Genomic DNA, 26,244 nt, shown 5'->3' on the forward strand with positions numbered 1-26,244 from the left:
TTTACCCCTTCTTTCAATCATATGGGATTTCAACTATAAATTTAGTGTGTCCATCCAAATCTTTATCGACGTTAATCGAGCCATTGAGCTTCTTAACGCTTTCTTTTATTAAATATAAACCATACCCTCTATTATTACCTTTTGTAGAGTAACCTTTTTCGAAGATTTTATGTTGCATATGTGGTGTTAGACCTTCCCCAGAATCCGTTATATCAAATTTAAACTTTTGTTGTGTATAGTTTAAATTAACTTTAATTATTTTGTCATTCTGATGCTCTAAAGCATCTATACTATTATCAATTAAATTGCCAATTACGGTAATGATTTCATGTGTTAATCGACTATCACGAGGTTCGGGGACCACTTCATTTATATGAATCGTTAATTCTATATTTTTCTCTCTAGTCAAACTCAATTTACCGATTAGAAACCCTGCCAATGCTGCATCTTTAATTTGTGTAGCAATATTAACATTTTCTTGGGCACTATAACTCACAATTTCTCGAATATATTGTTTTACTTCCTCATAATTTTCCATTTGTAACATGCCCATAATAACATGTAATCTATTACTAAATTCATGAGATTGTGCTCTTAATGTTTCCGCATAAGTTTTCACCCCAACTAGCTGTTCAGATAATCTATTCATCTCTGTCTTATCTCTAAAAGTTGAAATAGCACCAACGATTTGGTTATTAACATATAATGGTACTCTGTTAACCAATATTTTCACGCCGTTAATATTTTGTTCATCATCAACTTGAGGTTGTCCAATTTCTACCACTTTATCTAATTGCGTTGAATCCAAATATTCATTTATTTTCATGCCAATTGGATATGCAGCTAACCCCGCTTTTTTAAATATTTGTATAGCTGATTTATTTACTAAATTAATTTTACCTTCTCTATCTACTGCAACGATACCTTCATGTACAGATTGCAACATCGTATTTCTTTCTTCTAATCGTTTCGCAATAATTGCAGGTTCTAAACCATGTAATATCTTTTTAATATATCTTGCTAATAAATATGCACCTACAATACCGAAAAACAGACCTATAATCAGACCAATACAAATATCTTTCATTCCCGATGCAAATGCTTCATTTACAGTTTCAATTGGGATGCCAACTGCGACTAAACCAATCTGTTCACCATTGTCATAAATCGGGGTAAATGATCTTAACGATTTGCCTAAAGTTCCTTTAGATTCAGTTATGATTTCTTTACCTTTTAAGGCTGGGGATTCATCTCCTCCTTGAAACTTTTTACCTATTAAACCAGAATTGGGATGCGATTTTCTTATACTATTCATATCCATGACAACAATAAAACTAACATCTGTAGCTGATTTAATTTCTGAAGCATAACGCTGTATTTGTTGCTCCTTACTTTTATCTTTCAAACCTCTTTTGACAATATTCGATTGCGCCGTTGTTCTAGACACAGCTTCGGCCTTCTCTTCAGCAGTTTTATGAATAGAGTTTTTAACTGTATTACCTATCAAAATACTAGTAATAACTAAAGAAATTAGCACAACAATACACACAAAAATAATAATTATTGTACTTAATTTCCATTGTCGTTTCTTCAAACATCTCACCTTCATCTCATTAGATGCTAAAACATCAATATATCCTAGCTTTATATTATTAACCACGCCTAATTAGTTAGAAATTTTTTTGTTAACCAAATTTATTTATTTTTATCTATTTAATCAATATTAAAATATATAAACATTTTTTGAAAGCCTTTACTTTAACAAATCACAAAACACTAATAAATACATTATATATTTATAATATAAATTCCAACGACATAATAAACATAAACAACCACTATCTTATTAATGTTCTTAGAAATATTATTAACTGTAGCGTACAATCTAAAATCTTATTGATTCACGAAAATTACGCACAAAAAAACTGTCAACAAAGTCGGGGACTTGTTGACAGTTAAAAGACGCTAGTGATTTATGTGCTAACCTCTTAACCATCTTTATTATTCTAAATTTGCATGGTTTTGTTGCATGGTTTCTTCATCAGTATTTAGTTCTGACATTAAATCTAAAACGATGCTGTCTAAGAATATTTGTGATGCTTGTTCGAATAAACTGCCTAATGGTTGAGCCGAGCCTTCTGCATCGTATTTAGTACCCGCTGGCAACTCAATAATTGCATTAGTCAATTGACCGATTGGTGAATTTGGGCTTGTCGTCAATAAAACAACTTCAGCGCCAACACTTTTAGCTTTATCAGCTAAAAGTTTCAAGTGTTCAGTTTTTCCTGATCCAGAAATAATTACAAATAAATCTTCTGAAGTAATGGAAGGTGTCGTTGACTCTCCAACAACATATGCATATTTGCCTAGTTGATTTAAACGCATGGCAAAACTATTTGCTACAAAGCCAGAGCGACCCTTTCCAGCAACAAAAACTTGTTTCGCTTTAACAACCTGTGCTAAAAAAACTTCAGCTTCATTATCTTTCACATGTGAAAGTGTATGGTCTAGTTCATCTAAGATTAGACGATAGTTTGTAATTTCAGTCATATTATCTGCCTTCAATCGCATCTTTACATTGTTTTGCAGCTTCTACTGGATCATCTGCATTAGCAATACCGCCACCAACTACAACTAAATCTGGGTCTTCTGCTACCACTTCTTTAATCGTATCCGGTTTAATACCACCGATTACCGCAACTTTAGAACTTTTAATTACTGATTTGACCTGGCGTAAACTTTCTAATGGTGATTCGCCCTCAGCCTGTAAATCATAACCAGTGTGAACTGCAATATAGTCCGCACCTAATTCATCTAATTCTTTTGCACGTTTTTGTAAATCTTGTACTGCTATCATATCGACTAATAATTCTTTACCATGTTTATGTGCTTCTTCTACTGCAGCCTTGATAGAAGCATCTTCAGCAACACCTAGAATAGTTACAACATCTGCACCAAACTTCACTGCTTGGCTTACTTCATAGTCTGCTGCATCCATAATTTTAAGGTCAGCTAAAACTTTAACGCCTTCAATATTATCATTTAAATGTTGTACTGCTGGTAACCCTTCATTTATCACAATCGGTGTACCAATTTCTACAATATCTACATAGTCTTTAACTTTATTTGCAAGCTCTGCCGCTTCCTCTTTGTTTAATAAATCAATTGCTAGTTGTAATTCCAAAATGATCATCCCTTCTTGAATTAGATTATCAAAGTCCCATTGGACTAAGCTTACGTTTTAAAATCTTACGCTTAAAATGTTTACCCTTTTCTGTATGATTAAAACTCAGTCACTATATCCTAGGTGCTGCATCATCATCAACATAAATTTCTACATTAGGATGTGCATGTAATATTGTAGCTGGCACATCACTATTCACTTCATTTTCAGCTAATTTCTCAATAGCCGCTCTTTTCTTCTCTCCAAATGCGAGTAAAATGATTCTCTGTGCTTTTAAAATTGTAGAAAGTCCCATAGAAATAGCCTGACTTGGTACTTCATCTTCATTTTCAAAATAGCGACTATTCGCATTAATTGTGCTTTCTGTTAAATTTACAACATGTGTTGCGCTATTCACATCTGTACCAGGCTCGTTAAAACCGATGTGTCCATTTTCGCCGATGCCTAATATTTGAATGTCTACTGGGCCTTGTTGATTGATCAAATATTCATAACGTTTTGTTTCTTCATCTAAATTCTCCGCATTTCCATTTGGAATATGAACTAATGACGGATTAAAGTGAGGATAACGTTTGAATAACACTTCGTTCATATATGTGTGATAACTTTGTACGTGTGTAGTATCAATACCAACATATTCGTCTAAATTAAACGTTTCTATTTGAGATACATCTAACTTGTTTTTATTTAATAGCTCGACTAAAAATTTATAGACTTCGACCATGGTGCCACCTGTAGCTAGACCTAATTTACTATGACATTGTTGACTCATTTGCTTGTATAATTCACAAGCTACATAAAAAGAAGCATAACTTCTCGTTCCAAGGTTCGTTATTTTCATAAACAAATGTCCTCCTATTAAGATGATCAAACTACTTTATACTACATATGGTTACAACATATATTATACGTTTTTCTGATGGTTTTAAAAGAATTTCAATTTTATAACTCACATCATTTTATATAATATAAATTATTTACAATAAAATGAGCAGAGTTATACATTTCTATTGCTGTTTTTAGTAAAATAGATAGATAATCAAAATTACAGTACAATTCTGGTATATAAAATTTACTTTTCAGGTAGCAAATGTACAAAAGTCGGTTTAAACTAGACTGTAGATATATTTTAAAGTACATTATTTGTACTAAATTTAAATCAAATGAATTTTGTAATGTTGGGTTTTGAAAGCAAGGAGGCAAAATTTTGGAAGAAATCAATCATGAAAAAGTACAATCTTTACTTTCTTCATATGAGCATAAACCTGTATACCTACATGTCGAAACAACAAATGGTGCTTATGCTGCACACTTTGACCAACGTGTATTTAATGCAGGAACCTTTTTAAGAAATATTCAAGTTACTTATGAACATGCGCAACTTAAAGGCGGCAACAAAGATCCTTTCCGTGTTGGACTCAAATTAAAAGATAACGGCTGGGTTTATGTTCAAGGGTTAACACATTACGAAGTAAATGAAAATGGCGAGTTTCTATTAGCAGGATTTAACTATGAAGGTCAATTAGCTGCTGCGTTAGAAATAAGTACTCAACCATTTAAAGCTTAAGGAGGCGTATTATGTCAGAGGAAAGCCAAGTATTAGTAATTTTTCCACACCCAGATGATGAATCGTTCTCATCTGCAGGCACACTCGCACGTTATATCGACAATGGCGTTCCGGTCACTTATGCATGTTTAACACTTGGGCAAATGGGTCGTAATTTAGGTAACCCACCTTTTGCAACACGTGAAACATTACCGGACATTAGAGAAAAAGAATTAGAAAATGCCATGGAAGCAATAGGCATAACTGATTTACGTAAAATGGGATTAAGAGATAAAACGGTTGAATTTGAACCCCATGATGAAATGGATGCTATGGTTAAATCCTTAATTGATGAATTACAACCATCTGTGATTATTTCGTTCTACCCTCAGTTCGCTGTACACCCAGACCATGAAGCTACTGCTGAAGCAGTCGTAAGAACTGTGGGTCGTATGGCAGCATCTGAAAGACCACGTTTACAACTTGTAGCATTTAGTAATGACGCACCTGAAAAATTAGGTGAACCCGACATTCTAAATGAGATCAGTGATTATAAAGAGGTAAAACTTCGCGCATTTGAAGCACACGCATCACAAACAGGACCATTTTTAGAACAATTAGCAACACCTGATGTTCCTGGAGAAGTGCACAGTTTCTTAGAAGTAGAACCTTATTGGACTTATAACTTTGAATCTTAAGTGGAGGCAATAGCATGACAGAATTTGACTTATCTACTCGAGAAGGTCGTTGGAAACATTTCGGTTCCGTCGACCCTATTGAAGGCACTAAACCAACTGTAAAAGAAAACATGAAAGACTTGCAAAGCACGCATAAAGACTTCTTATTTGAAATAGAAGAAGTCGGCATTAAAAATCTTGTATACCCTGTACTTGTTGATCGTTTCCAAACTGCTGGAAATTTTAGTTTCTCAACAAGCCTTAATCAAGATGAAAAAGGTATCAATATGAGCCGTATTTTAGAAAGTGTTGAAAAACACTATCATAATGGCATCGAATTAGATTTTGACTCTCTTTATCAACTGCTACGTAGTTTACAAGAAAGCATGAACCAAAATGCTGCTGGCCTAGATGTATCAGCAAAGTGGTTTTTTGATCGATACAGCCCAGTAACTCAAATTAAAGCTGTGGGTCATGCAGATGTTACTTATGGTTTAGCAATAGATAAAAAAGAAGTAACGCGCAAGGAAATCACTATTCAAGCTGCAGTAACGACACTCTGCCCTTGTTCTAAAGAAATCAGCGAATACTCTGCCCATAACCAACGTGGTATTGTAACTGTCAAAGCATACATCAACAAAGATGTTGAGCTAGTAGACGATTACAAAGGGAAAATTCTTGATGCCATGGAAGCGAACGCAAGCTCTATATTATACCCTATTCTTAAACGTCCAGATGAAAAAAGCGTTACAGAACGCGCTTATGAAAACCCAAGATTTGTAGAAGATTTAATTCGTTTAATCGCTGCTGACTTAGTCGGTTTTGAATGGCTTGATGGATTCGACATAGAATGTCGTAATGAAGAGTCTATACATCAACATGACGCCTTTGCAAAATTAAAATATAGAAAATAAAATATAGCAATTTTAAAAAGTGTACAAAATGTCTGATTAACATCGACATTTTGTACATTTTTTTATTTGCATATATAACTTAAATTTTATGTACCTGTATTGTAAGCTGTGATTTATTAAATTTTAGTATGTTAGATTAAAATTTTAACATTCACTTAGAATCAACTTCTCTATTTTAAAAAAATAAATATTAACATTTAATTTTAACTAATGTTCTATATACGATTTCCATATTAAAATGATTATGCTAGTAACTTCAAATCAATTTTTATTCGATAAGTGTGGGGTAATGTTAAAGATGGACTATAAAATTAAACTTTATAAACTTATAAAAAACACAGATTATAATCTAAGTACACCGCACTTTTTAAATATTTATTGGGTCGCCAAAGGCAAAGTCACATTATTAAAAAATGACATATTTGAACAATATATTTCTGGTGATATTTTTTACATCCATGACTATGAATATATCGAGCTTATATCTATCGATGCTGACTTACTTTGTTTGTCAATAAACAACTATCATTACATAAACGATACTGAACAAACGATATCTAAAGGAATAGATACACATCTTGAAGATAGAGAGCATCATATATTAAAATCACAATTTACAAATATTTTTATAGCTTTAGAGGAAGAATGCCATGTGCCTGTAGAGACGTTTTTATCACTTTTAACAACAATACATACATTAAGCGTGTGTAATAATCAACTTGGCTATGAATCAAATAATTATAAATATGCGCTAATTAAAAATGTAACAATTTACATCCACAACCATATAGAAGATAAGTTAAATTGTCAGCAAATTGCCGAAGTATTTTTTGTGAATTCTAGTTTCTTATCTCGAACTTTTACAATGATTGTGGGTAGTACGTTATCACAATACATTGTTGCTGCAAAAATTCATTTTTCAAATTGTTCATTACTGAATGGAGATACATTAGATAACGTATGGAAAACATATAAATTCCGTACGTTTCAAAATTATTTACAACAGTTTGAAAAGGTTAAAGGCTATGCTCCCTATCAATCTTGAAATAAATAAAACTTATTAAAGGCATAGTCAATCTGAATGTGCACTATAAAGTGAACCAATAAGATAAATCTTTATACAAAGTTTAAAAAGAATTGAGAGGGAAATTATGAATACAATTTATTACGAAGAAAATAGAAATACAATTAAACGAGCCCTAAAGAAAAATTTAGACATGTCATTTTTAGAAATTGTCATTCTAGAAAAACTGAATTATCTCAACAAAGAAAAAATAGATGCTGTAGAACTTAAAAAGCATTTAAATATTGAAAACACCCCTCTATCAGTACAAATTAATCATTTAAGTAACTTAGGATTGTTTAAAAAATCAAGAGACGTTTATGATGAAAGACGTATCTTCTTACATGATATAGATTTTCCGAAAATAGAATCTATTATTAAGCAATATAATTTAATTGTCGATACGATATTAAATAGAAAAGACTAATCAACCAAGTTTATAAAATAAATAATAGGCTGGAACGTATATACGTTCCAGCCTATTATTGAGATGTAGTGTATTATATAAGGTCTTCGCGACTTTTTATAACTATTTTACGCTAATTAACACCCTATTTTAGTTCATAAATAAAATGGTACGCTCACCCTATTTTAAATGTTCGTAAGGGCTATTTTTAACAAATGAGATTATTTGATCTACAAATAAACGCGCACGTAATTGGAACTCTTCATTATCTAAGTATAATGTACCATCTTCAAGTTTTTTATAATCTGTATCATGCGTAGCGATTTGCGTTGGCACTGCAATACCTAATAACGTTCTAACAATCAGTCGTAAATGTGATAATGGTTCAGAACTTACAATACCACCACTATTACCAATCAAGCCAACTGGTTTCATTTTAAATTCATCCATTGTTAAATGATCTAATGCATTTTTTAAAATACCAGAATATGAACCATGGTAATTCGGACTACCTAACACAAAGAAGTCTGCTGCTCTCGCTTTTTCCTTTAATATGTTTAAATTGTTTTTATAATCTTCACTTGGTTGTGAAGCGCCTGATACATCAAGTTGGTGGATTGGGTGCTCTGCCAAATCGAAGATATCAACTTCAAAGTCATGCTCTTCAAAATGACCTTTTAAATATTTTGATAATGCAGTAGTATGCGAACCTAATTTCGCGCTACCTACTATAATTAAACCTTTCATTTATTACTTCACCTCATACTATTTTTCGTTATTTTCCTTAAGCAGCTTCATAATCGCCTTACCAACGCCACTTTCTTCATTAGAGTCTGTTGCGTATGTTGCTACTACTTTTACTTCTGGTGCAGCATTATCCATAGCTACAGAATAACCTACACGTTCAAGCATTGAAATGTCATTCATGTTATCACCGATTGCCATAACATTTTTCATGTCAATATTTAATCGTTCAGCAATTGTTTCTAAAGCTATACCTTTTTGTGCATCTGAATGAGTAATTTCAATATTACCTCTAGATGATGATGATATTGCAAGACTCTCTGATTGAGCTAACCTTTCACTGACGCGGTCAATTTTTGACAAATCACTATCAAATGCTAAAATTTTCATTACAATTTCACCTGGCGTATCTTCAATTTTGTCATAATTATCTACCACTTTTAAAGTGCCGTTATCAATACGCTTTTGAATACCAGCTTTAATCTTTTCTACATCCGCATGTTGTCCTGCACGTTCAGCAATATCTATATAAATTTCTAAGTCACGTTGCGGATTTTCTGTATAGATACCTAAGTTTGTATACACTTGGTAATAGATGTCTTCATTTTTGAGTTCATGCGTAATTCTATTGATTAATTCACGGTTCAAATTAGAAGTGCTCATGATATTAAATGATTCATCTCTCACTTCTGCACCATTCAAACAAATATAGGGCATTTTTAAGTCTGTTTGATTCACGGGTGCATTCGCCTCATAAAAAGCACGGCCTGTTGCTATAACAACAGTAATACCTTGTGACTGCGCATATTTAATGGCTTTAATATTTTCCTCGGATATTTCATGTGCGGCATTAAGTAACGTACCATCCATATCTGTAGCAATTAAGTTTATCATTCGTTTACCTCGTTCCCTTCTTAGATCGATTACACAAATTTAATTACATTTCATTCTCATTTGCCATAATTTTGTAACATATTCTTATTTTACCAAAAGTTTAGTTATTTGTATTATCGGCTGTTTGTATGATCTTTTTCTTCTTTCTAATATTCCTAAAAAATTCAGTCAATAATTGACTACATGCTTCTTCCATTACACCTATTTCTACTTGTGCACGGTGATTAAACCTAGGTTCTTGTAAGAGGTCCATCAGACTACCCGCACATCCCCCTTTGGGATCTTTTGCACCATATATCACATGTGGAATACGGCTCATCACAATTGCACCAGCACACATAACACAAGGTTCTAAGGTCACATAGAGTTGACACTCTTCCAATCGCCAGCTATTTAAGAGCTTCGATGCTTTTTGAATAGCAAGATATTCTGCATGTGCGGTTGGATCTTTTTTTGATTCTCTTAAATTGTGTGCTCTTGCAATAATTTCATCATTCTTAACAATCACAGCGCCAATAGGTACTTCACCTATATCGCCAGCTTTTTTAGCTTCTTCAATCGCCATTTTCATATAAAATTGGTGATTTGTCATGTGTCTCACACACCTCACATATGGTACAATATTTAATGTCTATTTTAACATTGGAGCGGAAAATATGAAAAAACATTTTATCGCAATAGAAGGCCCGATTGGAGTCGGAAAGTCTTCTTTAGCACATAAACTCAGTCAAACTTATAAATATTACGAAGAAAAAGAAATTATTACAGAAAATCCTTTTTTATCAGATTTCTATGATGACATTTCAAAATGGAGTTTCCAAACAGAAATGTTCTTCTTATGTAATCGGTATAAACAATTTCAAGATCTTGCTTTAATTGATAATGGAATTGTTAGCGATTATCACATATATAAAAATAAGATATTTGCAAATAATACCTTAACCCCATCAGAATATAATAAATTCTCAAGAATCTACGATATTTTAACCGAAGATTTAGAAATGCCAAATATTATCATCTTCTTAGATGCTGATTTAGCAATGCTAAAAACACGTATTGCACATCGTAATCGTAGCTTCGAACATCAAATTGCAGATGATTATTTATTAAATCTTAAGCGTGACTATAATGCATATTATGAATCTCTTAAATCAGAAGGCGCACGTGTTATACGAATCGATACTACTCAACTTGACTTTGTTAAGTATGATGAAGATTATAATTATATTTTAGAATTAGTGAAACCACTTATTGGAGGACATGAGCATGAATAAATATGGTATTCCACAAGATGCTGTAATTACTATCGCTGGTACAGTAGGCGTTGGTAAATCAACCTTAACAAAGGCTTTAGCAGAACGCTTTAACTTTAAAACTTCATTTGAAAACGTCGATAATAATCCATACCTTGATAAATTTTATAATGACTTTGAACGTTGGAGCTTCCATTTACAAATTTATTTCTTAGCAGAACGCTTTAAAGAACAAAAACGTATGTTTGAATACGGAGGCGGTTTTATTCAAGATCGTTCTATTTATGAAGATGTTGATATTTTTGCCAAAATGCATGAAGAACAAGGAACAATGAGTCCTGAAGACTTCCAAACTTATTCTGAGCTGTTCAACGCTATGGTAATGACACCTTATTTCCCTAAACCAGACGTCTTAATTTATTTAGAATGTGACTATGAAGATGTGATTCAACGAATTAAACAACGTGGTCGTCAAATGGAAATTGAGACAGATGTAGCATATTGGCAAAAGTTATTCCAACGCTATGAAGATTGGATTTCCGAATTTAACGCGTGCCCTGTGGTTCGTGTAAACATTAATGAATATGACTTACACGAAGATCCCGAATCATTAAACCCAGTTATCGATAAAATACGCCATGTCATTGACACATACCGTAAAGTTGATCAACGCTAGACTCTAACTTTGCATTAAAAGTCACTCCCACTAAACTTTTTAGTCGGAGTGACTTTTTTATTCGGATCTCGTAATTTATTCAATATGACGTCGATAAATTATTTTTTCAATTTCATCTTCTGTAACATATTTACTATAGTAATATTCATCTGTTTGTACTAAACCAAAGGTGCTAGCCTTATCTTGGTCTTCGGTACCAATATATAATTGTCCTTCAGTATCTTGATAGAGGTCAAACACAGCACCACCGTATCTCGCTTCTTGGTACAGTGCATACAGTTCATCTATATCATCGCGCGCAACATGTTTAAAATACAACGTGTGTGCCGTATGATTTGTTGTATTTGCTTCAAAACCGTGCGCTAAAGCTCGTTCGTCTTCAGTGACCAATACAACTTCATTACTAATAATTTCCACTACTTTATAAGTTTCACCTTGATAATCGGCGTATTTACCATCAATCATCTAATCACCTCGACACTTATATTAAATATAAAAAAATCATAATATACGTTACGTATATTATGACATAATTTAGAGGTTAAGCCTATTGATTTATTATTTCCACAATATCATTTGCAGTTTCTACTATGTAATCTGCATTTGTAAATTCTTGTTCTAAACCAACGCCTGTTAACACTGCGATTTTCAAGCCTAATTTCGCATTAACGCCTGTTTGCATATCATTTGCAGTATCACCTACAATAGTTACATCTTGAGGAGCTACATCATAATGATCAAATAACGGGTTAAGTACTTCTGGATTTGGTTTTTCAACTGCGTTTGCTTCTGTTGAAATAACCACATCAAAGAAATGATCGAATTTCGTAATTTCTAGAAACTGCTCCACGCCTTTTTTAGAATCACTTGTTACAATTCCCATTTTATAACCTTGGCGTTTTAAGGTTTTAAGTGTCTCCTCAATACCTTCTACTAAGATATTTTCTGGAACACGATTATCTACAAGTGTTTGACTTCTACTTTGTGCCCATTCAGTAACATCTTGGCCTGCAATATCACAGAATGCTTGAACCATTTCATCTAAGGCGCCTGAAGCCATGATCGTACCTGGTTGAATTTCTCCATCTACTACACCTAAATACGCATATGCTGCCTCTCTATCATCAATTTCATCTTGGTAAACTTCCATAAAATCATCTACAAGTTGTAAACCAATCTTCATCCAACTACGGTCGAAATATATGATTGTGCCATCTTTATCAAATAAAATCCATTTCATCGCTAGAACAGCTCCTATAGTTTCACACTATCTTTGTTTTTAAAACCTATTTTATTTTAATATAAAACTAACTCTGTATACAAATAATGAAACTGCATTCGTTATATCATTTTCGTTTGTTCTTATAGTCGTTCACTACCAACCATATTAAGGTTACTCCAATAGCTATAGCAAAAGTCACAAACTGAAAGATGCCTAAATGTATCGATCCCCCTTTGATACTATAGATATCCATTACTCCCTTTAAAGAAATAAATAAAATAATTTCAAAGTTCAAAATAGCAACAAAAGTTGTATGCGTTTTAATCGCCTTTTTTGTCGGTTGTTTTCCTGTTAATTTAATATCTAGATTTACCAATTTCGGATAATATTTATATAGTGAATACATTAAAAACCATATCATTAAACCTATAAATGGTATCAAAAACAATGAATTTTTATCCCCCCATCCGTCTGAATGATTATATAAATCATAGTGAATTGGTACCGTTTTAGGCAAAGTATTATAATTTATCCCCGTATACAGCATTAACAAAATAATTATAATAAAACTGGCAATGTTCAATATTCTATTCACATCTATACTCCTTTCAAAACAACTTATACTTCACCAATAATTGTATTAAATAATATTTTTCAAATATTTAATGCTATAAAAATTTGTGTTTATATTTAAATACAAATGTATTTTCTTTAAAAATTAGTTTTGTTTTATGGGTTAGGCAATTACTTTTATTGTTGTTGCAGAATTAATCGGGTTATATTTTGCTAAAAGAGAAAAACAAATGTCTCCATCTAGTTGGTTTAAAGGCGTTGGTTTCATTATAATTTCTATGATTGTCATTAGTGGGTTTTATCACATCGATGATATACAAAAAGGTGCTAAAGATGATATGAAAGAGAAAAATTAACCTCAGTCATCTTCAAACTAATAATTCTATCGGAATACATTTCATCAAATTATACATAAAGTGAGGCTGAGACATACATTGATATGTCTCAGCCTCACATATTATATTAGTTATTAAAATTTACTCACATAATTTAGATTATTGTGTGTGTTAATATCTTGGTACAACGACTCTCCAGCCTTGTGGATCTTCAAGTTTACCACTTTGAATGCCAGTATAATTATCGTATAAGTTTTGAGTAACTTCCCCTGTTTCATTATTATTAATAACGATCTCAGTTTCACCATATTTCAACTGACCTACCGGAGAGATAACTGCTGCTGTACCTGTACCAAATACTTCTGTTAATTCACCTTTATTGTGTGCTTCAATAAGTTCGTCGATAGATACTCGACGTTCTTCCACTTCATAGCCTAAATTTTGCGCTAATTCAATCACAGTTTTACGTGTAATACCTGGTAAAATACTACCATTTAGTTCTGGCGTTACAAGTTTACCATTTTCTACGAAGAAGATATTCATACTACCAACTTCTTCTACATATTTTTGTTCAACGCCATCTAACCACAATACTTGATCATAACCTTGTGCTGATGCATTCGTTTGTGCTAATAGGCTAGCAGCGTAGTTACCTGCAACTTTTGCATGACCTACACCGCCACGAACAGCACGCACATATTCATCTTCTACATAAATTTTTGTTGGGCTTAACGACTCCCCACCATAATATGAACCTGATGGTGACAAAATAATTAATAATTTATATGAATAAGAAGGACGTACGCCTAAAATACCTTCTGTGGCGAAAACATATGGACGTATGTATAACGATTGACCTTCACCTTCTGGTACCCAATCACGTTCTATATCTACTAATTGCTTTAAACCTTCTAACACTGCCTCTTCATCAACTTTCGGCATATCTAATCGTGCCAATGAATTATTAATACGTTTAAAGTTCTCAGAGGGACGGAATAAATCTACCTCACCGTCATGCTTGTAAGCTTTCAAACCTTCAAATACTGCTTGACCGTAATGTAAGGCTTGTGCTGCCGGAGAGAGTTCAATTGGTCCATAAGGCACAATCTTTAAATCATGCCATCCTTGATCAATATCGTAGTCGAAACTTAACATATAATCTGTGAAATATTTCCCAAAACCTAAATCGCTTGGATCCGGTTTTTCTTTAAGTGTTTCTCGTTGTACAAATTCAATTTTTTCTGACATGATTTTTCCTCCTAAAGGTATTTCTTTGAGTATTACATTAAATTATATCAATCCAACGAGTGCTGTTCAATAATTTTCAAAAAATTTAAAATAAAGAAATAATAAGGGAGAGGAACAGAAATCAATTTTCATACGCTGTTTCCTTTGTATTTAACCTCTAGTTATAGCAACGGAAAATTAAAAAATTCAAATAATAAATATACATGATTTAAAGTTTATGGATAATTAGCATTAATTTTCATCATTGATAATAGTACTTTAAAAAATGGTGTTTTAGAATGGATCCATTCCCGCTTATCTTAATATATTTATTAATAAAAATAGCGTAAACATGTTATCAAATTCAAAATTTTAACAACATATCTACGCCACATTAGACTTTCTATCACTTAACAGACGAAAATACATAGTATTTAGTTTTAATTTATAACAGCAAATACTCCATTTTTAATTATCATTATTGCTGTTTGAGTTTTTAAATTCTATTGAATAGCAGCTGATCTTATTTTATCTTACTGCAGCTGTTTCTTTACCTTCGATAGCATCTAACATCACTTTAGTCATTTTGTTTAAATCATATTGTGGATCAAAGCCCCATTCTGCTCTTGCACAACTTACATCAATACTATCTGGCCAACTATTAGCAATTGATTGTCTCACTGGGTCTACATCATAGTCTAATTTAAAGTCTGGATAATATTCTTGAATTGCTGCTTTAACCATTTCTGGTTCAATACTCATCGCACTTAAATTATAAGCATTACGGTTTATTAATTTAACTCCGTCTGCTTCCATAAGTTGGATAATGGCGTCGATCGCATCTTCCATATACATCATATCCATAAATGTGCCTTTTTCAATAAAGCTTGAATAATGTCCTTCTCTTACAGCTTTAAAATAAATATCGACTGCATAGTCAGTTGTACCGCCACCAGGCTCTTTAATATGTGAAATTAAACCTGGGAATCTTACACTACGTGTATCAACACCAAACTTTTCAAAGTAATACTGACATAACAATTCACCTGCAACTTTGTTCACGCCATACATTGAAGTTGGGCGCTGAATCGTTACTTGTGGCGTATTAACTTTAGGTGTTGATGGACCGAACGCACCAATAGAACTTGGTGTGAAGAATAATAAATCATGTTCACGTGCAACCTCTAAAGCATTCATTAATCCGCCCATATTTAAATCCCATGCAAACAAAGGATTTTTTTCAGCAGTAGCTGATAATAAAGCAGCCATATGCATAATCGTGTCTGGCTTAAATGATTCAACAAGTTCATTCATACGTGCTTTATCAGTCACATCCAATATTGCAAATGGACCATTTGCAATTGCAGAATCAGCTTCTGGCTCTTTAATATCAGTAGCTAAAACATTATCATTCCCATATAATGTTCTACACTTCACTACTAACTCAGTTCCTATTTGTCCTAATGCACCAGTAATAATAATTTTTTTCATATTTATATCTCCCTTGTATATTACAGAAATCGTAATGTATTTTCCCAGTGTACAATACTCGTATTTTCAACAATATTATACTATAAAAACGCTTTTTTGTATACTTTGAGTGAACATTTGCTTTGAATTTTAGCAGTGTAAATCGCTAATGTCTACTATTTAGCCATTACATTTTCACTATTTCTAGTTGTTATATCTCTATTTAATAAAAAATTCGTCTAGTAAATGGTGAGAATTTCCAATATTTGACACACATGTCATATGTTGGTATAAGTTATTTATTAAGTATTTATGGAGATGGTAATATGTTGCAAACAAATGCTACATTGTTAATACAAAGTTCTCGATTAAAATAGTCGATGCTTTGTAGAATTTTTTCTTTTCACAGGGCATCTATCTTATGCATGCAGTTATTAAAATGTGAAAGGAATATCAAATTATGGAAAAACAACTATACCCTTATCAATTTAATTATATAAAAGAACGTATCGCGCATTTAATCAATGTGTATAATTCAGTTAATGACATTAATACTATCGCTTCTATCCAAGAGACTACACGTGAACAAATTCTCAATACGTTTCAAAGAGTAGATCCTTCTATTCAATTAGAAATTGAAAAGTTGATGAATTATCAATTATCAAAAATGCAAGCTGAAAAAATCTTAAGTACACTTCAAGGTTATGTGTTGCCTTTCGAGCATCCTTCTAAAAAACAAGTAGATAAAGTTTTTAGAAAAGTAAAGAAATTGAAAACACCACTTATCAGTAATGAAGTGCTATTAGAAAGTACATTTATTGGTTGGAACGATGTTGCTTCCAATAGAAAATATATAATCTATTATAATGATTTTGGAAATTTAGATGGCTTTTATGGGGATATTTCAAACCAAACAGTTAAAGGCTTTTGTTCCATTTGTAATAAGGAGTCTCGTGTCACCTTATTCATGAGAAAAACACGCACCACTAGTGATGGACAATACACTAAAAAAGGGGATTATATCTGCTTCGATAGTACGGTTTGTAATCAACAAATCTCTGATTTATCCTACTTTTATCATTTTCTCAATAAAATACAATAATTAAAAAGCAGAGCCTATAAGGACTTCAATGTCGCCCTATAGGTTCTGCTTTATTTTTGCGATTAATCAGTTTCTTAAATATTCTATAAACGTCTTTATTGTTTGTTCATTAGTTCTATCTGATTGTGTAAGTGCCGTAAAATAAATATAATAATCGAACGGCGCCCCAATAGGTAACATTTCTATCAAGCCATTCAATATAAACGGATCATCTTCCAACATCAAACTTGATACAATACTTATCCCTAAACCCTCTGACACAGTTTTAATTAACACACTTGGATTATTAGTACGGAACACAATTTTCAATGGCCCATTGTCATCTTCAAATTGCTTGAAATTGTGATGATAGAAATTGCGATCGTACAAAACAAAAGGATATTCACTAATCGCTTTCATCTCTACCGTGTTTTGCAATGATAATTTTGATTTTTTAGGCACAATCAACCTAAAATCTGTAGCAATATTCAATGAATGCGCTACAATGTGCTGCCCAAACTGTTCATTTTCAGCTTTGCCAATCAATCCTATATCAACTACCTGAGCTTCAACCATTTTTAAAATTTCATCTCTATCACTTTCGATTACTTCCACTTCAATATGTGGGTAATCTCTCTTAAACGCAGATAATGCTTTAGGAATAATTTTATTGAATAGTGTAGGAATCGTTGCAATTGTTAATGAACCCTCGATATTAGAATGCAACGCGTCTACCTCAGATAATAATTCACTACGCGCTTCAATAATATTAATCATTAGCGGAATCAGTTTCTTCCCAACTTCAGTTGGCAAAGTCCCTTTACGTGAGCGGTTAAATATTTTATACCCTACTTCTGATTCTAGGTTTGCGATTGACTGACTCATCGCAGATTGACTGATATGCATAATATCTGCTGCTTTAACGATTGATTCTGTTTCATATATTTTTTGAATATAAGTTAATTGTTCAAAGTTCATTATCTCACCCCTTTTACATAAGCAATGCTTATATAAATATCAAAAATTCTAATTTTACATTAGCATACATTAATCATTATAATATATAGTGCATGAAAAATTAATTAAAGGACGGTCTTCGTATGTATGATAAACTCTGGTCAAAAGATTTTATCTCCGTTACAATTGTAAATTTTTTAATGTATTTGATTCATTATACATTAATCGTTACAGTCACTATATTTACTATTGATAAATATCACGCTTCAGAAAGTATGGGAGGATTAGCGGCAGGCATATTTATTATCGGCATGCTATTCGGACGTTTGGCTTCTGGACGTGTGATTGACAATTTGCAACCTAAAAAAGTTCTGCTCTTTGGTATTATCTTTTCTATCATAACAGTTGGCTTGTATTTCGCAATTCACAGCTTGTTAATTCTAATGATTGTGCGACTGTTACATGGAATTGCCTTTGGGCTATCTTCAACTGCAACCGGTACGATTTCATCAAGAATTATTCCAGAAAAACGCAAAGGTGAAGGCATTGGTTATTATGCACTTAGTGTAACAACTGCATCCGCGATTGGACCATTTTGCGGCATAATATTAAATCAACAATTTGGTTTCCAATCTATCTTTATAGTTAGTCTTATCGTTATTATCGCCGCTTTAATTGTGTCTTTATTGATCAAAGGATTACCAAAAGTATCTGTAAAAACATCTAATACTGAGAAAATCACAGGCATAGCTGCATATATTCAAAAAGAAGCCCTACCAATTTCATTTGTTATTATTTTCGTAGGTATTGCTTATTCAAGTGTATTATCATTCTTAACAGTTTACACAGAACAAATCAATCTTGCTACAGCATCAAGTTTCTTTTTTATTGTTTATGCAGTGAGTACCTTTGTAACTCGGCCATTTACAGGTAAGATTTACGATAACTACGGTGAAAATAAGGTCATGTACCCTGTGTTAATCAGCTTTATTATCGGTCTAATATTATTAAGTTTAACCCACACAAGTATTTCATTACTCATTGCTGCAGTGTTTATCGGAATCGGCTATGGTACGATAATACCTACTGCCCAAGCCATTGCTATTCAACAATCACCTACAGATAAAATCGGCTTAGCTACATCTACGTTTTATATGTTTGCAGATTTCGGCGCAGGCATTGGCCCATTTGTGCTAGGAGTTGTCATTCCATTGATTGGATATCGAAACCTATACTTAACTATGTCAATTTTAGTAATTGTTTCGATAGTACTTTATTACTTTATGCATGGTAAACAACGTGCTCGTCAGCCGTATTAATATGTTCTAAATTATAATAAAAAAGGAAGTAATAATGTCATTACCTCCCTTCCAGAAGATAGACAAACTTTAGGGGTTCAGTGCCTAGCTCCCCTAAGGTTTGTCTATTTAATATTTGTATAGTTATTTTTTTAAATAGCAGTGTTCTTTCATACCAAAGTTAGCTCTTTTATCAATTGATTTATTCAACATAATAAACGCCGCCACCGTTTAATTTAATATTATGGTCTTTCCAGTGTAATATTAGCAGTGATTTGGGCGAGTCTTGCGGGAAGAGCACTAGCAGAAGACTACAGGCTGAGTCAGTGACCTCGGAAAGCATGCACAAAAAACAGCTAACAAAGTTGGAGAATTTGTCGACAGTTTGGCAGTGAGGTAATAATTTCATCACCTCGCTTCTCTTCATACATAACGGCATGTTATAATTACTGTTTATTCTATTACTTATACGAGCTATCTTAATAGCATACACATTTGATTATTCATATTTCTTTAAAATATTATTTAACTTCGTTATATAATTTCGTTTGAGTTGCTCCGGATAAACAATCTCCACATGTTCCCCTAGTGAAATTAAGTAATCAGTCATATAACCCAATTCTTCATTATTGTATCCACCTACAATGTAAGGGGTATTTTCAATATATTCCAATTTCATATTCGGGTAGTTTTTCTTCAAAAATAGTTCTATTCCAAAAGTCGTTAATTTGCATTTGAACGGTATGTCATTAAATGTTTCTTCGTGATGTTGCTTAATCTCCTCTAATTTTTGTCTAGAAAACGTGTCTCCATCTTCATTAGTCTCTAAATCCACAATATAATCACAGCGATATGTACCCCAGACATGTTTATTTAGGTCATAAGCACTACAGAACCATATCCCATTTCTATAAAACAAATCATAAATTTGAAGTTCTGTTTCTTCGTATTTATATTGCGTATAAGTAATATAGACACTATTCTCATTCATAATCGATGTTAATATTTGATCTAAATAAACTGAGTTATTAATTGGTGCTACATTGTAATAATGAATATATTTTAATACTTTGGCAATATCATTTTGCTTTTGATCGGGTAGACTAGCAAATAATTTTTCTTTTATTTGCTTATAAGATTTTTCAAAGGGGGTCGTAGATAATATATCTAAAGCTTTAAGCGCAAAAAATATAGCCAAAATTTCATTATTATTAAAATAAATAGGTGTTAATAAATTTTGAGAAATTAATTTATAACCGCCATATCGGCCATTTTCTACATAAAGTGCCAAACCCATTGTTTCAAGTTCTTGAATATCTCTAAGTGCAGTTCTTTTAGAAATATTAAAAGCCTGCATAATATCTTTTAAATGAAAAGTAGATTTATTACTTAAGAAAATGAGTTCTTGATTAAGTCTTTCAGATTTTTTCATAATACCTCCTTCAATGGTGCCGTATTTAGACACCTTTAAATTTTATACTTATCTTATCAAATAACTAAGGAGTATGTACTATGAAAACTTTAATAATTAACGCTCATCCTAATTTCGAAAATAAAGATAATTTTTCTTACAAACTACAAAATATATTTTTAACAAAATATAAAGAGACTTTTCCAAATGAAATACCAGAAATATTAAATCTATACGAAATTAATTTACCTCGTCTAGAATCTACACAGTTGTTAAATATTTGGAACAAGCAACGTGAAAACGAATCACTGACAATAGAAGAACAACAAATATCTGATATGACATCATCTTTACTTTCACAATTTAAGTCACATCATAGAATAGTGATTATTTCGCCGCTTCACAATTTTAATATTACGTCTCGTTTGAAAGATTATATAGACAATATTATGATTGCACGCCAAACATTTAAATATACCTCTGATGGTTCAGTCGGCTTGATGACTGATAACTATAAAGCTCTATATTTACAAGCTAGTGGCTCAATTTATACAAACGACGATCGTTATAAACCTTTAGAATTTTCTTATCAATATCTACAAGCCATGTTTACAGATATTATGGCATTTGATGATTTTTATATTGTTCGCGCTCAAGGAACAGCAATATTGCCTGAATCGACTGTTTTACAAAATGCTGAAACCAACTTAGATCAAAATTTTACAGCTTTTTATGATTTATAATAAAAAATATTAATAGACTAAGCTTTTATATGAAGAAATAATGGACTCTTTTTTAAAGTTTTCGCTTTAAAAAAGAGTCCATTAAAATGTTTCATTTTATTTTATTCATTTAATTTATTACCTTTATTTGGTAATGGCGTTTTTTTCAACATTGTAGCCATGTGCATTGTATTATAGGCAAGCCATTTGATATGTCTTTTAGTGAATTCATTTTCATGATTTATATCCATATAAGAAGGACCGGGGCCAGCTTCTCCTACCCAATACGCATCAACGTTTGGAGGAATCGTAAAACCGATATGTGATAAACCATAAATAATAGAAGCAGAAGCATGTTTGGCACCATCCTCATTGCCAGTTACAATAACGCCCCCCACTTTATTATAGAAAATAGATTGTCCTTTATTATTCTCTAATTTACTAGAACCATAAAGTCTTTCTATAACTAAAGTTGCTACACTACTTTTTTCGCCAAGCCACAAAGGAGTACCAATAATTACAATATCAGCGTCTATTACTTTTTCTAATATTTGGGGCCACTCATCATCTCCCCCCATATCATCATCTATACCATAAGATATACTATAGTCATTTACTCTAAGCATCTCTACATCTACGCCTTCTGATTCAAAAATACTTGCTGCCTCACTGGCCAAAGCTTCAGTATGTGATAATTCAGTTCCATTTTTTAATGTAGTATTTAAAATGATTACTTTCATAAAAAGCACCCTCTTTATATAGTCATTATATTTATACTTACCACTATATAATATGCATAAACTAGTTACTAAAACCATAAATTAATTCAATATTTTTCATTTATAGAATTAAAAATTTGGTGCAATATTTTATAACATTATTTTAAAAATAATTATGAAACTGCATTATAACGATAAAACTAGAGATATAACTTTCTCTGATTAAAAATAAACTCAATTTCTATACCTCAATAGAATTTGACATTTATTTGTTTCATGAAATTTTATAGCTCGTTTTGCTATTATATTCTGCATTAACACACTATTCCACTACGCATTGTAAATTTTCTCTCAAAGTTGTTCCCGTATACGTTTTTCTAAATAAGCCACGTTCTTGCAATATAGGAATTACTTTATCAATAAAAGCTTCAAACATATCTGGATATGTAGGCGGCATAAGTGTAAAACCATCACAACACTCCTCTTCAAACCATTCTTGCATCATATCTGCCACTGTTATTGGGTCTCCAACAATTGTCTTATGTCCCATCCATGTACTCACACGCTGTGCTAGTTCTCTTAATGTAAGCGATTCTGTTTCTATAGTACTTCGTATCGCTTCATACCGCGCTTTCGACACAACTTTTGTCGTTAATTTATCATAGGATGGTAAAGACGGTACTACAGCATCAAAATCCCATCCCTCAACACTTTGTCCTATACTTTGTTCAATCTGCTTAATTTTTTCATTCACATCTATGAGTCTATCTAGTGTCGCTCTTTTTTCTTTAGCTTCTTCCATCGTATCTGCAACATAAACAGTCAAACCTGGTAAAATCAATGGTCTACTTTCAGAATTATTAAGCTGTTCTACTCGTTTCTCGATATCTTTCAAAAATCTCTTAGCGTCTACCTTATTCCAAGCTACTGAAAAAATCATATCTACAGCTTTCGAAGCAAAATCACGACCTGGAATCGAAGTACCAGCTTGACACAAAACTGGATATATTTGAGGACTAGATGGTAAATTAATAGGACCCTTCACCTTAAAATATTCTCCTTCATGATTAATTTCATTTATTAAGGACCACTCTATTCCTCTTCCAGACTTTTTATCATTAATTAGTGCATGACTATCAAACGATTGCCACAATTGTTTTAATACATGTACAAATTCTTCTGCTTTTTTATACCTTTCATTTAAAGGAGGAAGTTGCGTCATTGAATGATTACCTGCTTCATTATCAAATTGTGAGGTAACAATATTAATACCTGCTCTTCCATGACTTATATGATCTAGACTACCTATTAAGCGTGCTGTATTGTATGGATCATAAAATGTAGAAGATAAGGTTGCTATTAACCCAATATGTTTCGTTACTTGTGAAATAGCAGTCAAGGTAGTGATAGGTTCTAAGAAATAAGATAAATGCCCTGTATTTTCTTGAGAAATATATTGCCCATCTGCTAAAAATATAGCATCTAAACAACCACGTTCTGCAATTTTAGCAATTTTTTGTTGATATGTAATTTGCCCTATTTCATCAATTCTAGAGTTTTCTAGTCTCCACGAAGCAGGATGTAAACCTGTACTATAAATAAGTGAAACAATGTGCATCTGATTCTTCATAATATTGTCTTCTAAGCCCCTTATCACTATGAAAATTCTCTCGATATAATCTAGCAAAGTATGATATTACGAAAATTTTCACAATATTTTAATTACACATAGTATATAAAAACAATTTCTTTTATGCACCTATTTAAAATACTTTTTACACATAAAGATTAAAATGTCTAAATAATTAATACATTAAAATAGCCACTAAATTCTTTAAAGAAATTGAAATTAGTAGCTTAGACTTATTATTTGATTCATTTCACTTCAGACATAAAACACCCTTTTGTCACTTTAATTTTTATCTTTATATTTCGGGAAGTAACCTAATATAATAGCAGGCGTTAAAGGACCAGCAATAATTGTAATACTTACACCTATGAGTAATAGTGTTAACCAAGCTGGTGTATCCGCCCCTCTGTAAGAAATGAGATATTATTTGATAAACTTAATTTAGTTAAAACTTCACTAACTGCAACAGCAAAGAATATTACAGCACCAATTGTAGTAAATCTCAGTAACAAATGTTTACATAGTTAGATTTATAATAACATAAAGAAATATACACAACATGTTGTTTTAATATGTAATATCATATTTATTACGGAGTAATTACATTTGTTCATATACTACAGTAATCTATCAGCTATTTAACTTTACTAAATATAAATAACAAAAAAGGGCGAGACAACGAATCCTCATTTAAATCAGGTCCTTATCCCATCCCTCAGAGTTATTATTTTATACTTAATTTTGCTCTAGCCTTTTAATTTCTTTACAAGTGAAGATTTTAATCCCACTAGTCCAATTTTATCAACTTTCGCGTCGATGTCATGACCATCGTCAGGCTCCACTATTTTTATACTTTTTACTTTTGTACCTTGTTTGATTACAAATGATGTACCTTTTACTTTTAAATCTTTAATAACTGTAACAGCATCCCCGTCAACTAGTTCCTGCCCATTCACATCTCTTGTAATTTGAGCTTCTTTATTCTCATTATTTTCAGCTTCAGACCATTCGTGACCACACATAGGACAAACAAATAAATTTCCATCTTCGTATGTATAACTTGAATCACACTCTGGACAATTAGGTAAAGTATATTCCATGCTTAGACCTCCATTAAATTATTAACTTGCTTTTAATCTATCATATTATAAAATATATGTTCTATTTTCTCTACTTTTTTATTAAAATCGTCACTTATTTTTCGTAACTAACTAAATCACCAAAAAGTCGATATACTATAGTTTTCTAATAAAAATAACACTATTATCTTCTTATCTTTTTCAATTAATTTAAATAAAATGTTTATTTGCATTGATAAGTGGAAAACTACTTGTGTCACAAATCTTAAAGGAGGTTTTTATAATGAGTAAATTTGACGAGTTTAAAGACAAAGCAAAAGATAAGGTTGACGAAGTAAAGAATGATAAAGACAAGCAAAAAGAAGTGAAAGATCAAGCTTCAGATAAAGCAAAAGACTTAAAAGATAAATTCTAATTTTATAAACTAAAAAATGAGCTGGGACATTAACCATTATGTCCCAGCTTCATTTTGGTATTAAGCGACGATTAGCACAATAAAAGCTAAACTATTAAAAATCATTACTCGCTTTATTAAATTAGTTACACATATACAACTGTTTAGTCTCTATTTTTTAAATTTCACTAAATTAAAAAATTAACCTAAATCAAGTTTTGTTTCTACTTCATCTTTTACACTGTCAAAATCATATTCACTTTGATCTAGGGGTTCACCTGTTTCTGCTACACTTTTTAAATTTTTCATTTGGAACTGCCAACCCGAAAAATCTAAAATGATATGCGGAAAGTCAAACGGTAAAAATTCATCTAATATAAGTACTGTTTCGCTCCCACTATCATACAAATCAAATCTTACTGCACCGGTGTCCCATGTATAACCAATAGCTACATTCTCTTCGAAAGCAGTAATTTCCATTTCCATATCGTCTTGTTCATCCATATGAAATGTCATCTTGCCACCAACTTTGCGTTCTTTGAATGATAATTGAGGAAACCATTTCTGAACATCCTCAGTCGTACTTAATAAATTAAAAACAGTTGCACTATCTTTCTTAATAGTTATTTTCAATGTTTGATAAGCACCTTGGTCATCCTTTGCATATACAGCTTCCATTTCAAACTAACCTCCTCACACAAATCAAAAAATTTAAACGTATTATTAAATTTTGTCGTAAGACAACAATAATCTTTTATTAAAATAGTAC

Annotated in this window: 30 protein-coding genes; 12 read left to right on the top strand and 18 right to left on the bottom strand. The window is 32.0% G+C overall.

Annotated features, from left to right (window positions below):
• Nucleotides 1-13: 13 nt before the first annotated feature.
• The 4 genes from dcuS to nagB all read right to left on the bottom strand — a co-directional run bounded on the left by dcuS (nucleotide 14) and on the right by nagB (nucleotide 4,025).
• Nucleotides 14-1,594, bottom strand: coding sequence for a DcuS/MalK family sensor histidine kinase (dcuS, locus tag ACW5YJ_RS13475; RefSeq protein WP_457338277.1), 1,581 nt, complete (start codon nucleotides 1,592-1,594; stop codon nucleotides 14-16).
• Nucleotides 1,595-2,001: 407 nt separating this feature from the next.
• Nucleotides 2,002-2,550 carry a 6-phospho-3-hexuloisomerase gene (hxlB, locus tag ACW5YJ_RS13480; RefSeq protein WP_017723533.1) on the bottom strand — a complete coding sequence of 183 codons (549 nt, stop codon included), beginning with the start codon at nucleotides 2,548-2,550 and terminating at the stop codon, nucleotides 2,002-2,004.
• Nucleotide 2,551: 1 nt separating this feature from the next.
• Nucleotides 2,552-3,184 (bottom strand): 3-hexulose-6-phosphate synthase, encoded by a 633-nt coding sequence (gene hxlA, locus ACW5YJ_RS13485; protein WP_029377852.1) that lies wholly within the window; start codon nucleotides 3,182-3,184, stop codon nucleotides 2,552-2,554.
• Nucleotides 3,185-3,296: 112 nt separating this feature from the next.
• The gene (gene nagB, locus ACW5YJ_RS13490; RefSeq protein WP_119604161.1) at nucleotides 3,297-4,025 is read right to left on the bottom strand and encodes a glucosamine-6-phosphate deaminase; all 729 of its coding nucleotides are present in this window, start codon (nucleotides 4,023-4,025) and stop codon (nucleotides 3,297-3,299) included.
• 366 nt (nucleotides 4,026-4,391) lie between these two features.
• Between nagB and ACW5YJ_RS13495 the strand changes: the two genes are divergently transcribed.
• The 5 genes from ACW5YJ_RS13495 (at nucleotide 4,392) to ACW5YJ_RS13515 (ending at nucleotide 7,811) form a co-directional block, all read left to right on the top strand.
• Nucleotides 4,392-4,751 carry a YojF family protein gene (locus tag ACW5YJ_RS13495; protein WP_017723530.1) on the top strand — a complete coding sequence of 120 codons (360 nt, stop codon included), beginning with the start codon at nucleotides 4,392-4,394 and terminating at the stop codon, nucleotides 4,749-4,751.
• A gap of 11 nt (nucleotides 4,752-4,762) precedes the next feature.
• Complete coding sequence (gene bshB2, locus ACW5YJ_RS13500; RefSeq protein WP_017723529.1) at nucleotides 4,763-5,428, top strand: bacillithiol biosynthesis deacetylase BshB2; 666 nt, start codon at nucleotides 4,763-4,765, stop codon at nucleotides 5,426-5,428.
• Nucleotides 5,429-5,442: 14 nt separating this feature from the next.
• Nucleotides 5,443-6,321, top strand: a complete 879-nt coding sequence (folE2, locus tag ACW5YJ_RS13505; protein ID WP_017723528.1) for a GTP cyclohydrolase FolE2 — start codon at nucleotides 5,443-5,445, stop codon at nucleotides 6,319-6,321.
• 298 nt (nucleotides 6,322-6,619) lie between these two features.
• Nucleotides 6,620-7,366 carry a hypothetical protein gene (locus ACW5YJ_RS13510; RefSeq protein ID WP_017723527.1) on the top strand — a complete coding sequence of 249 codons (747 nt, stop codon included), beginning with the start codon at nucleotides 6,620-6,622 and terminating at the stop codon, nucleotides 7,364-7,366.
• A 106-nt stretch (nucleotides 7,367-7,472) separates the two neighbouring features.
• The gene (locus tag ACW5YJ_RS13515; protein WP_171914375.1) at nucleotides 7,473-7,811 is read left to right on the top strand and encodes a transcriptional regulator, SarA/Rot family; all 339 of its coding nucleotides are present in this window, start codon (nucleotides 7,473-7,475) and stop codon (nucleotides 7,809-7,811) included.
• Between the two features lie 159 nt (nucleotides 7,812-7,970).
• Here the strand turns inward: ACW5YJ_RS13515 and ACW5YJ_RS13520 are convergent, their stop codons facing one another.
• The 3 genes from ACW5YJ_RS13520 to tadA all read right to left on the bottom strand — a co-directional run bounded on the left by ACW5YJ_RS13520 (nucleotide 7,971) and on the right by tadA (nucleotide 10,020).
• Nucleotides 7,971-8,537: an NADPH-dependent FMN reductase gene (locus ACW5YJ_RS13520; RefSeq protein WP_426432525.1), complete on the bottom strand. Its 567-nt coding sequence runs from the start codon at nucleotides 8,535-8,537 to the stop codon at nucleotides 7,971-7,973.
• Between the two features lie 18 nt (nucleotides 8,538-8,555).
• Nucleotides 8,556-9,428: a Cof-type HAD-IIB family hydrolase gene (locus ACW5YJ_RS13525; protein WP_017723524.1), complete on the bottom strand. Its 873-nt coding sequence runs from the start codon at nucleotides 9,426-9,428 to the stop codon at nucleotides 8,556-8,558.
• Nucleotides 9,429-9,528: 100 nt separating this feature from the next.
• On the bottom strand, nucleotides 9,529-10,020 hold the full coding sequence (gene tadA / locus ACW5YJ_RS13530; RefSeq protein ID WP_017723523.1) for a tRNA adenosine(34) deaminase TadA: 492 nt from the start codon (nucleotides 10,018-10,020) through the stop codon (nucleotides 9,529-9,531).
• A gap of 64 nt (nucleotides 10,021-10,084) precedes the next feature.
• On the opposite strand from tadA, the gene ACW5YJ_RS13535 reads away from it, so the two are divergent.
• Both ACW5YJ_RS13535 and ACW5YJ_RS13540 read left to right on the top strand, forming a co-directional pair.
• Nucleotides 10,085-10,702: a deoxynucleoside kinase gene (locus ACW5YJ_RS13535; protein ID WP_017723522.1), complete on the top strand. Its 618-nt coding sequence runs from the start codon at nucleotides 10,085-10,087 to the stop codon at nucleotides 10,700-10,702.
• Nucleotides 10,695-11,357, top strand: a complete 663-nt coding sequence (locus ACW5YJ_RS13540) for a deoxynucleoside kinase (RefSeq protein WP_017723521.1) — start codon at nucleotides 10,695-10,697, stop codon at nucleotides 11,355-11,357. Before ACW5YJ_RS13535 ends, ACW5YJ_RS13540 begins: the two co-directional genes overlap by 8 nt.
• Nucleotides 11,358-11,432: 75 nt before the next feature.
• Here ACW5YJ_RS13540 and ACW5YJ_RS13545 read toward each other — a convergent pair whose 3' ends face one another.
• The 3 genes from ACW5YJ_RS13545 to ACW5YJ_RS13555 form a co-directional block, all read right to left on the bottom strand.
• Nucleotides 11,433-11,822, bottom strand: coding sequence for a hypothetical protein (locus ACW5YJ_RS13545; protein WP_017723520.1), 390 nt, complete (start codon nucleotides 11,820-11,822; stop codon nucleotides 11,433-11,435).
• An 82-nt stretch (nucleotides 11,823-11,904) separates the two neighbouring features.
• On the bottom strand, nucleotides 11,905-12,597 hold the full coding sequence (locus tag ACW5YJ_RS13550) for an HAD family hydrolase (RefSeq protein WP_017723519.1): 693 nt from the start codon (nucleotides 12,595-12,597) through the stop codon (nucleotides 11,905-11,907).
• Between the two features lie 106 nt (nucleotides 12,598-12,703).
• The gene (locus ACW5YJ_RS13555; protein WP_017723518.1) at nucleotides 12,704-13,174 is read right to left on the bottom strand and encodes a DUF1648 domain-containing protein; all 471 of its coding nucleotides are present in this window, start codon (nucleotides 13,172-13,174) and stop codon (nucleotides 12,704-12,706) included.
• A gap of 208 nt (nucleotides 13,175-13,382) precedes the next feature.
• On the opposite strand from ACW5YJ_RS13555, the gene ACW5YJ_RS13560 reads away from it, so the two are divergent.
• Entirely contained in the window at nucleotides 13,383-13,508 is a 126-nt protein-coding gene (locus ACW5YJ_RS13560) for a hypothetical protein (protein ID WP_017723517.1), read from the top strand.
• Between the two features lie 150 nt (nucleotides 13,509-13,658).
• Here ACW5YJ_RS13560 and ACW5YJ_RS13565 read toward each other — a convergent pair whose 3' ends face one another.
• Nucleotides 13,659-14,735: a branched-chain amino acid aminotransferase gene (locus ACW5YJ_RS13565; protein WP_017723516.1), complete on the bottom strand. Its 1,077-nt coding sequence runs from the start codon at nucleotides 14,733-14,735 to the stop codon at nucleotides 13,659-13,661.
• A 507-nt stretch (nucleotides 14,736-15,242) separates the two neighbouring features.
• Nucleotides 15,243-16,205 carry an NAD-dependent epimerase/dehydratase family protein gene (locus tag ACW5YJ_RS13570; RefSeq protein ID WP_017723515.1) on the bottom strand — a complete coding sequence of 321 codons (963 nt, stop codon included), beginning with the start codon at nucleotides 16,203-16,205 and terminating at the stop codon, nucleotides 15,243-15,245.
• Between the two features lie 439 nt (nucleotides 16,206-16,644).
• On the opposite strand from ACW5YJ_RS13570, the gene ACW5YJ_RS13575 reads away from it, so the two are divergent.
• Nucleotides 16,645-17,286 (top strand): FusB/FusC family EF-G-binding protein, encoded by a 642-nt coding sequence (locus ACW5YJ_RS13575; RefSeq protein WP_107552396.1) that lies wholly within the window; start codon nucleotides 16,645-16,647, stop codon nucleotides 17,284-17,286.
• Nucleotides 17,287-17,352: 66 nt separating this feature from the next.
• Here the strand turns inward: ACW5YJ_RS13575 and ACW5YJ_RS13580 are convergent, their stop codons facing one another.
• A complete protein-coding gene (locus ACW5YJ_RS13580; protein ID WP_017723513.1) occupies nucleotides 17,353-18,243 on the bottom strand; it encodes a LysR family transcriptional regulator in 891 nt (296 codons plus the stop codon).
• A 122-nt stretch (nucleotides 18,244-18,365) separates the two neighbouring features.
• Here ACW5YJ_RS13580 and ACW5YJ_RS13585 point away from each other — a divergent pair, with 122 nt between their 5' ends.
• On the top strand, nucleotides 18,366-19,541 hold the full coding sequence (locus ACW5YJ_RS13585) for an MFS transporter (RefSeq protein ID WP_457338278.1): 1,176 nt from the start codon (nucleotides 18,366-18,368) through the stop codon (nucleotides 19,539-19,541).
• Between the two features lie 478 nt (nucleotides 19,542-20,019).
• On the opposite strand, the gene ACW5YJ_RS13590 is transcribed toward ACW5YJ_RS13585, so the two are convergent.
• On the bottom strand, nucleotides 20,020-20,952 hold the full coding sequence (locus ACW5YJ_RS13590) for a helix-turn-helix transcriptional regulator (RefSeq protein ID WP_017723511.1): 933 nt from the start codon (nucleotides 20,950-20,952) through the stop codon (nucleotides 20,020-20,022).
• 80 nt (nucleotides 20,953-21,032) lie between these two features.
• Between ACW5YJ_RS13590 and ACW5YJ_RS13595 the strand changes: the two genes are divergently transcribed.
• Nucleotides 21,033-21,674 carry an FMN-dependent NADH-azoreductase gene (locus tag ACW5YJ_RS13595; RefSeq protein ID WP_171914796.1) on the top strand — a complete coding sequence of 214 codons (642 nt, stop codon included), beginning with the start codon at nucleotides 21,033-21,035 and terminating at the stop codon, nucleotides 21,672-21,674.
• Between the two features lie 101 nt (nucleotides 21,675-21,775).
• Here the strand turns inward: ACW5YJ_RS13595 and ACW5YJ_RS13600 are convergent, their stop codons facing one another.
• The 3 genes from ACW5YJ_RS13600 to ACW5YJ_RS13610 all read right to left on the bottom strand — a co-directional run bounded on the left by ACW5YJ_RS13600 (nucleotide 21,776) and on the right by ACW5YJ_RS13610 (nucleotide 25,102).
• Nucleotides 21,776-22,393 (bottom strand): flavodoxin family protein, encoded by a 618-nt coding sequence (locus tag ACW5YJ_RS13600; protein WP_119603764.1) that lies wholly within the window; start codon nucleotides 22,391-22,393, stop codon nucleotides 21,776-21,778.
• Nucleotides 22,394-22,694: 301 nt separating this feature from the next.
• Nucleotides 22,695-24,002 carry an NtaA/DmoA family FMN-dependent monooxygenase gene (locus ACW5YJ_RS13605; protein WP_017723508.1) on the bottom strand — a complete coding sequence of 436 codons (1,308 nt, stop codon included), beginning with the start codon at nucleotides 24,000-24,002 and terminating at the stop codon, nucleotides 22,695-22,697.
• Between the two features lie 746 nt (nucleotides 24,003-24,748).
• On the bottom strand, nucleotides 24,749-25,102 hold the full coding sequence (locus ACW5YJ_RS13610; RefSeq protein WP_017723506.1) for a zinc ribbon domain-containing protein YjdM: 354 nt from the start codon (nucleotides 25,100-25,102) through the stop codon (nucleotides 24,749-24,751).
• Nucleotides 25,103-25,364: 262 nt separating this feature from the next.
• Here ACW5YJ_RS13610 and ACW5YJ_RS13615 point away from each other — a divergent pair, with 262 nt between their 5' ends.
• Nucleotides 25,365-25,496: a hypothetical protein gene (locus ACW5YJ_RS13615; RefSeq protein WP_017723505.1), complete on the top strand. Its 132-nt coding sequence runs from the start codon at nucleotides 25,365-25,367 to the stop codon at nucleotides 25,494-25,496.
• 180 nt (nucleotides 25,497-25,676) lie between these two features.
• Here ACW5YJ_RS13615 and ACW5YJ_RS13620 read toward each other — a convergent pair whose 3' ends face one another.
• On the bottom strand, nucleotides 25,677-26,153 hold the full coding sequence (locus tag ACW5YJ_RS13620; protein WP_457338279.1) for an SRPBCC domain-containing protein: 477 nt from the start codon (nucleotides 26,151-26,153) through the stop codon (nucleotides 25,677-25,679).
• Nucleotides 26,154-26,244 lie beyond the last annotated feature (91 nt).

The sequence above is a fragment of the Staphylococcus sp. mip270_02 genome (genome assembly GCF_054031535.1).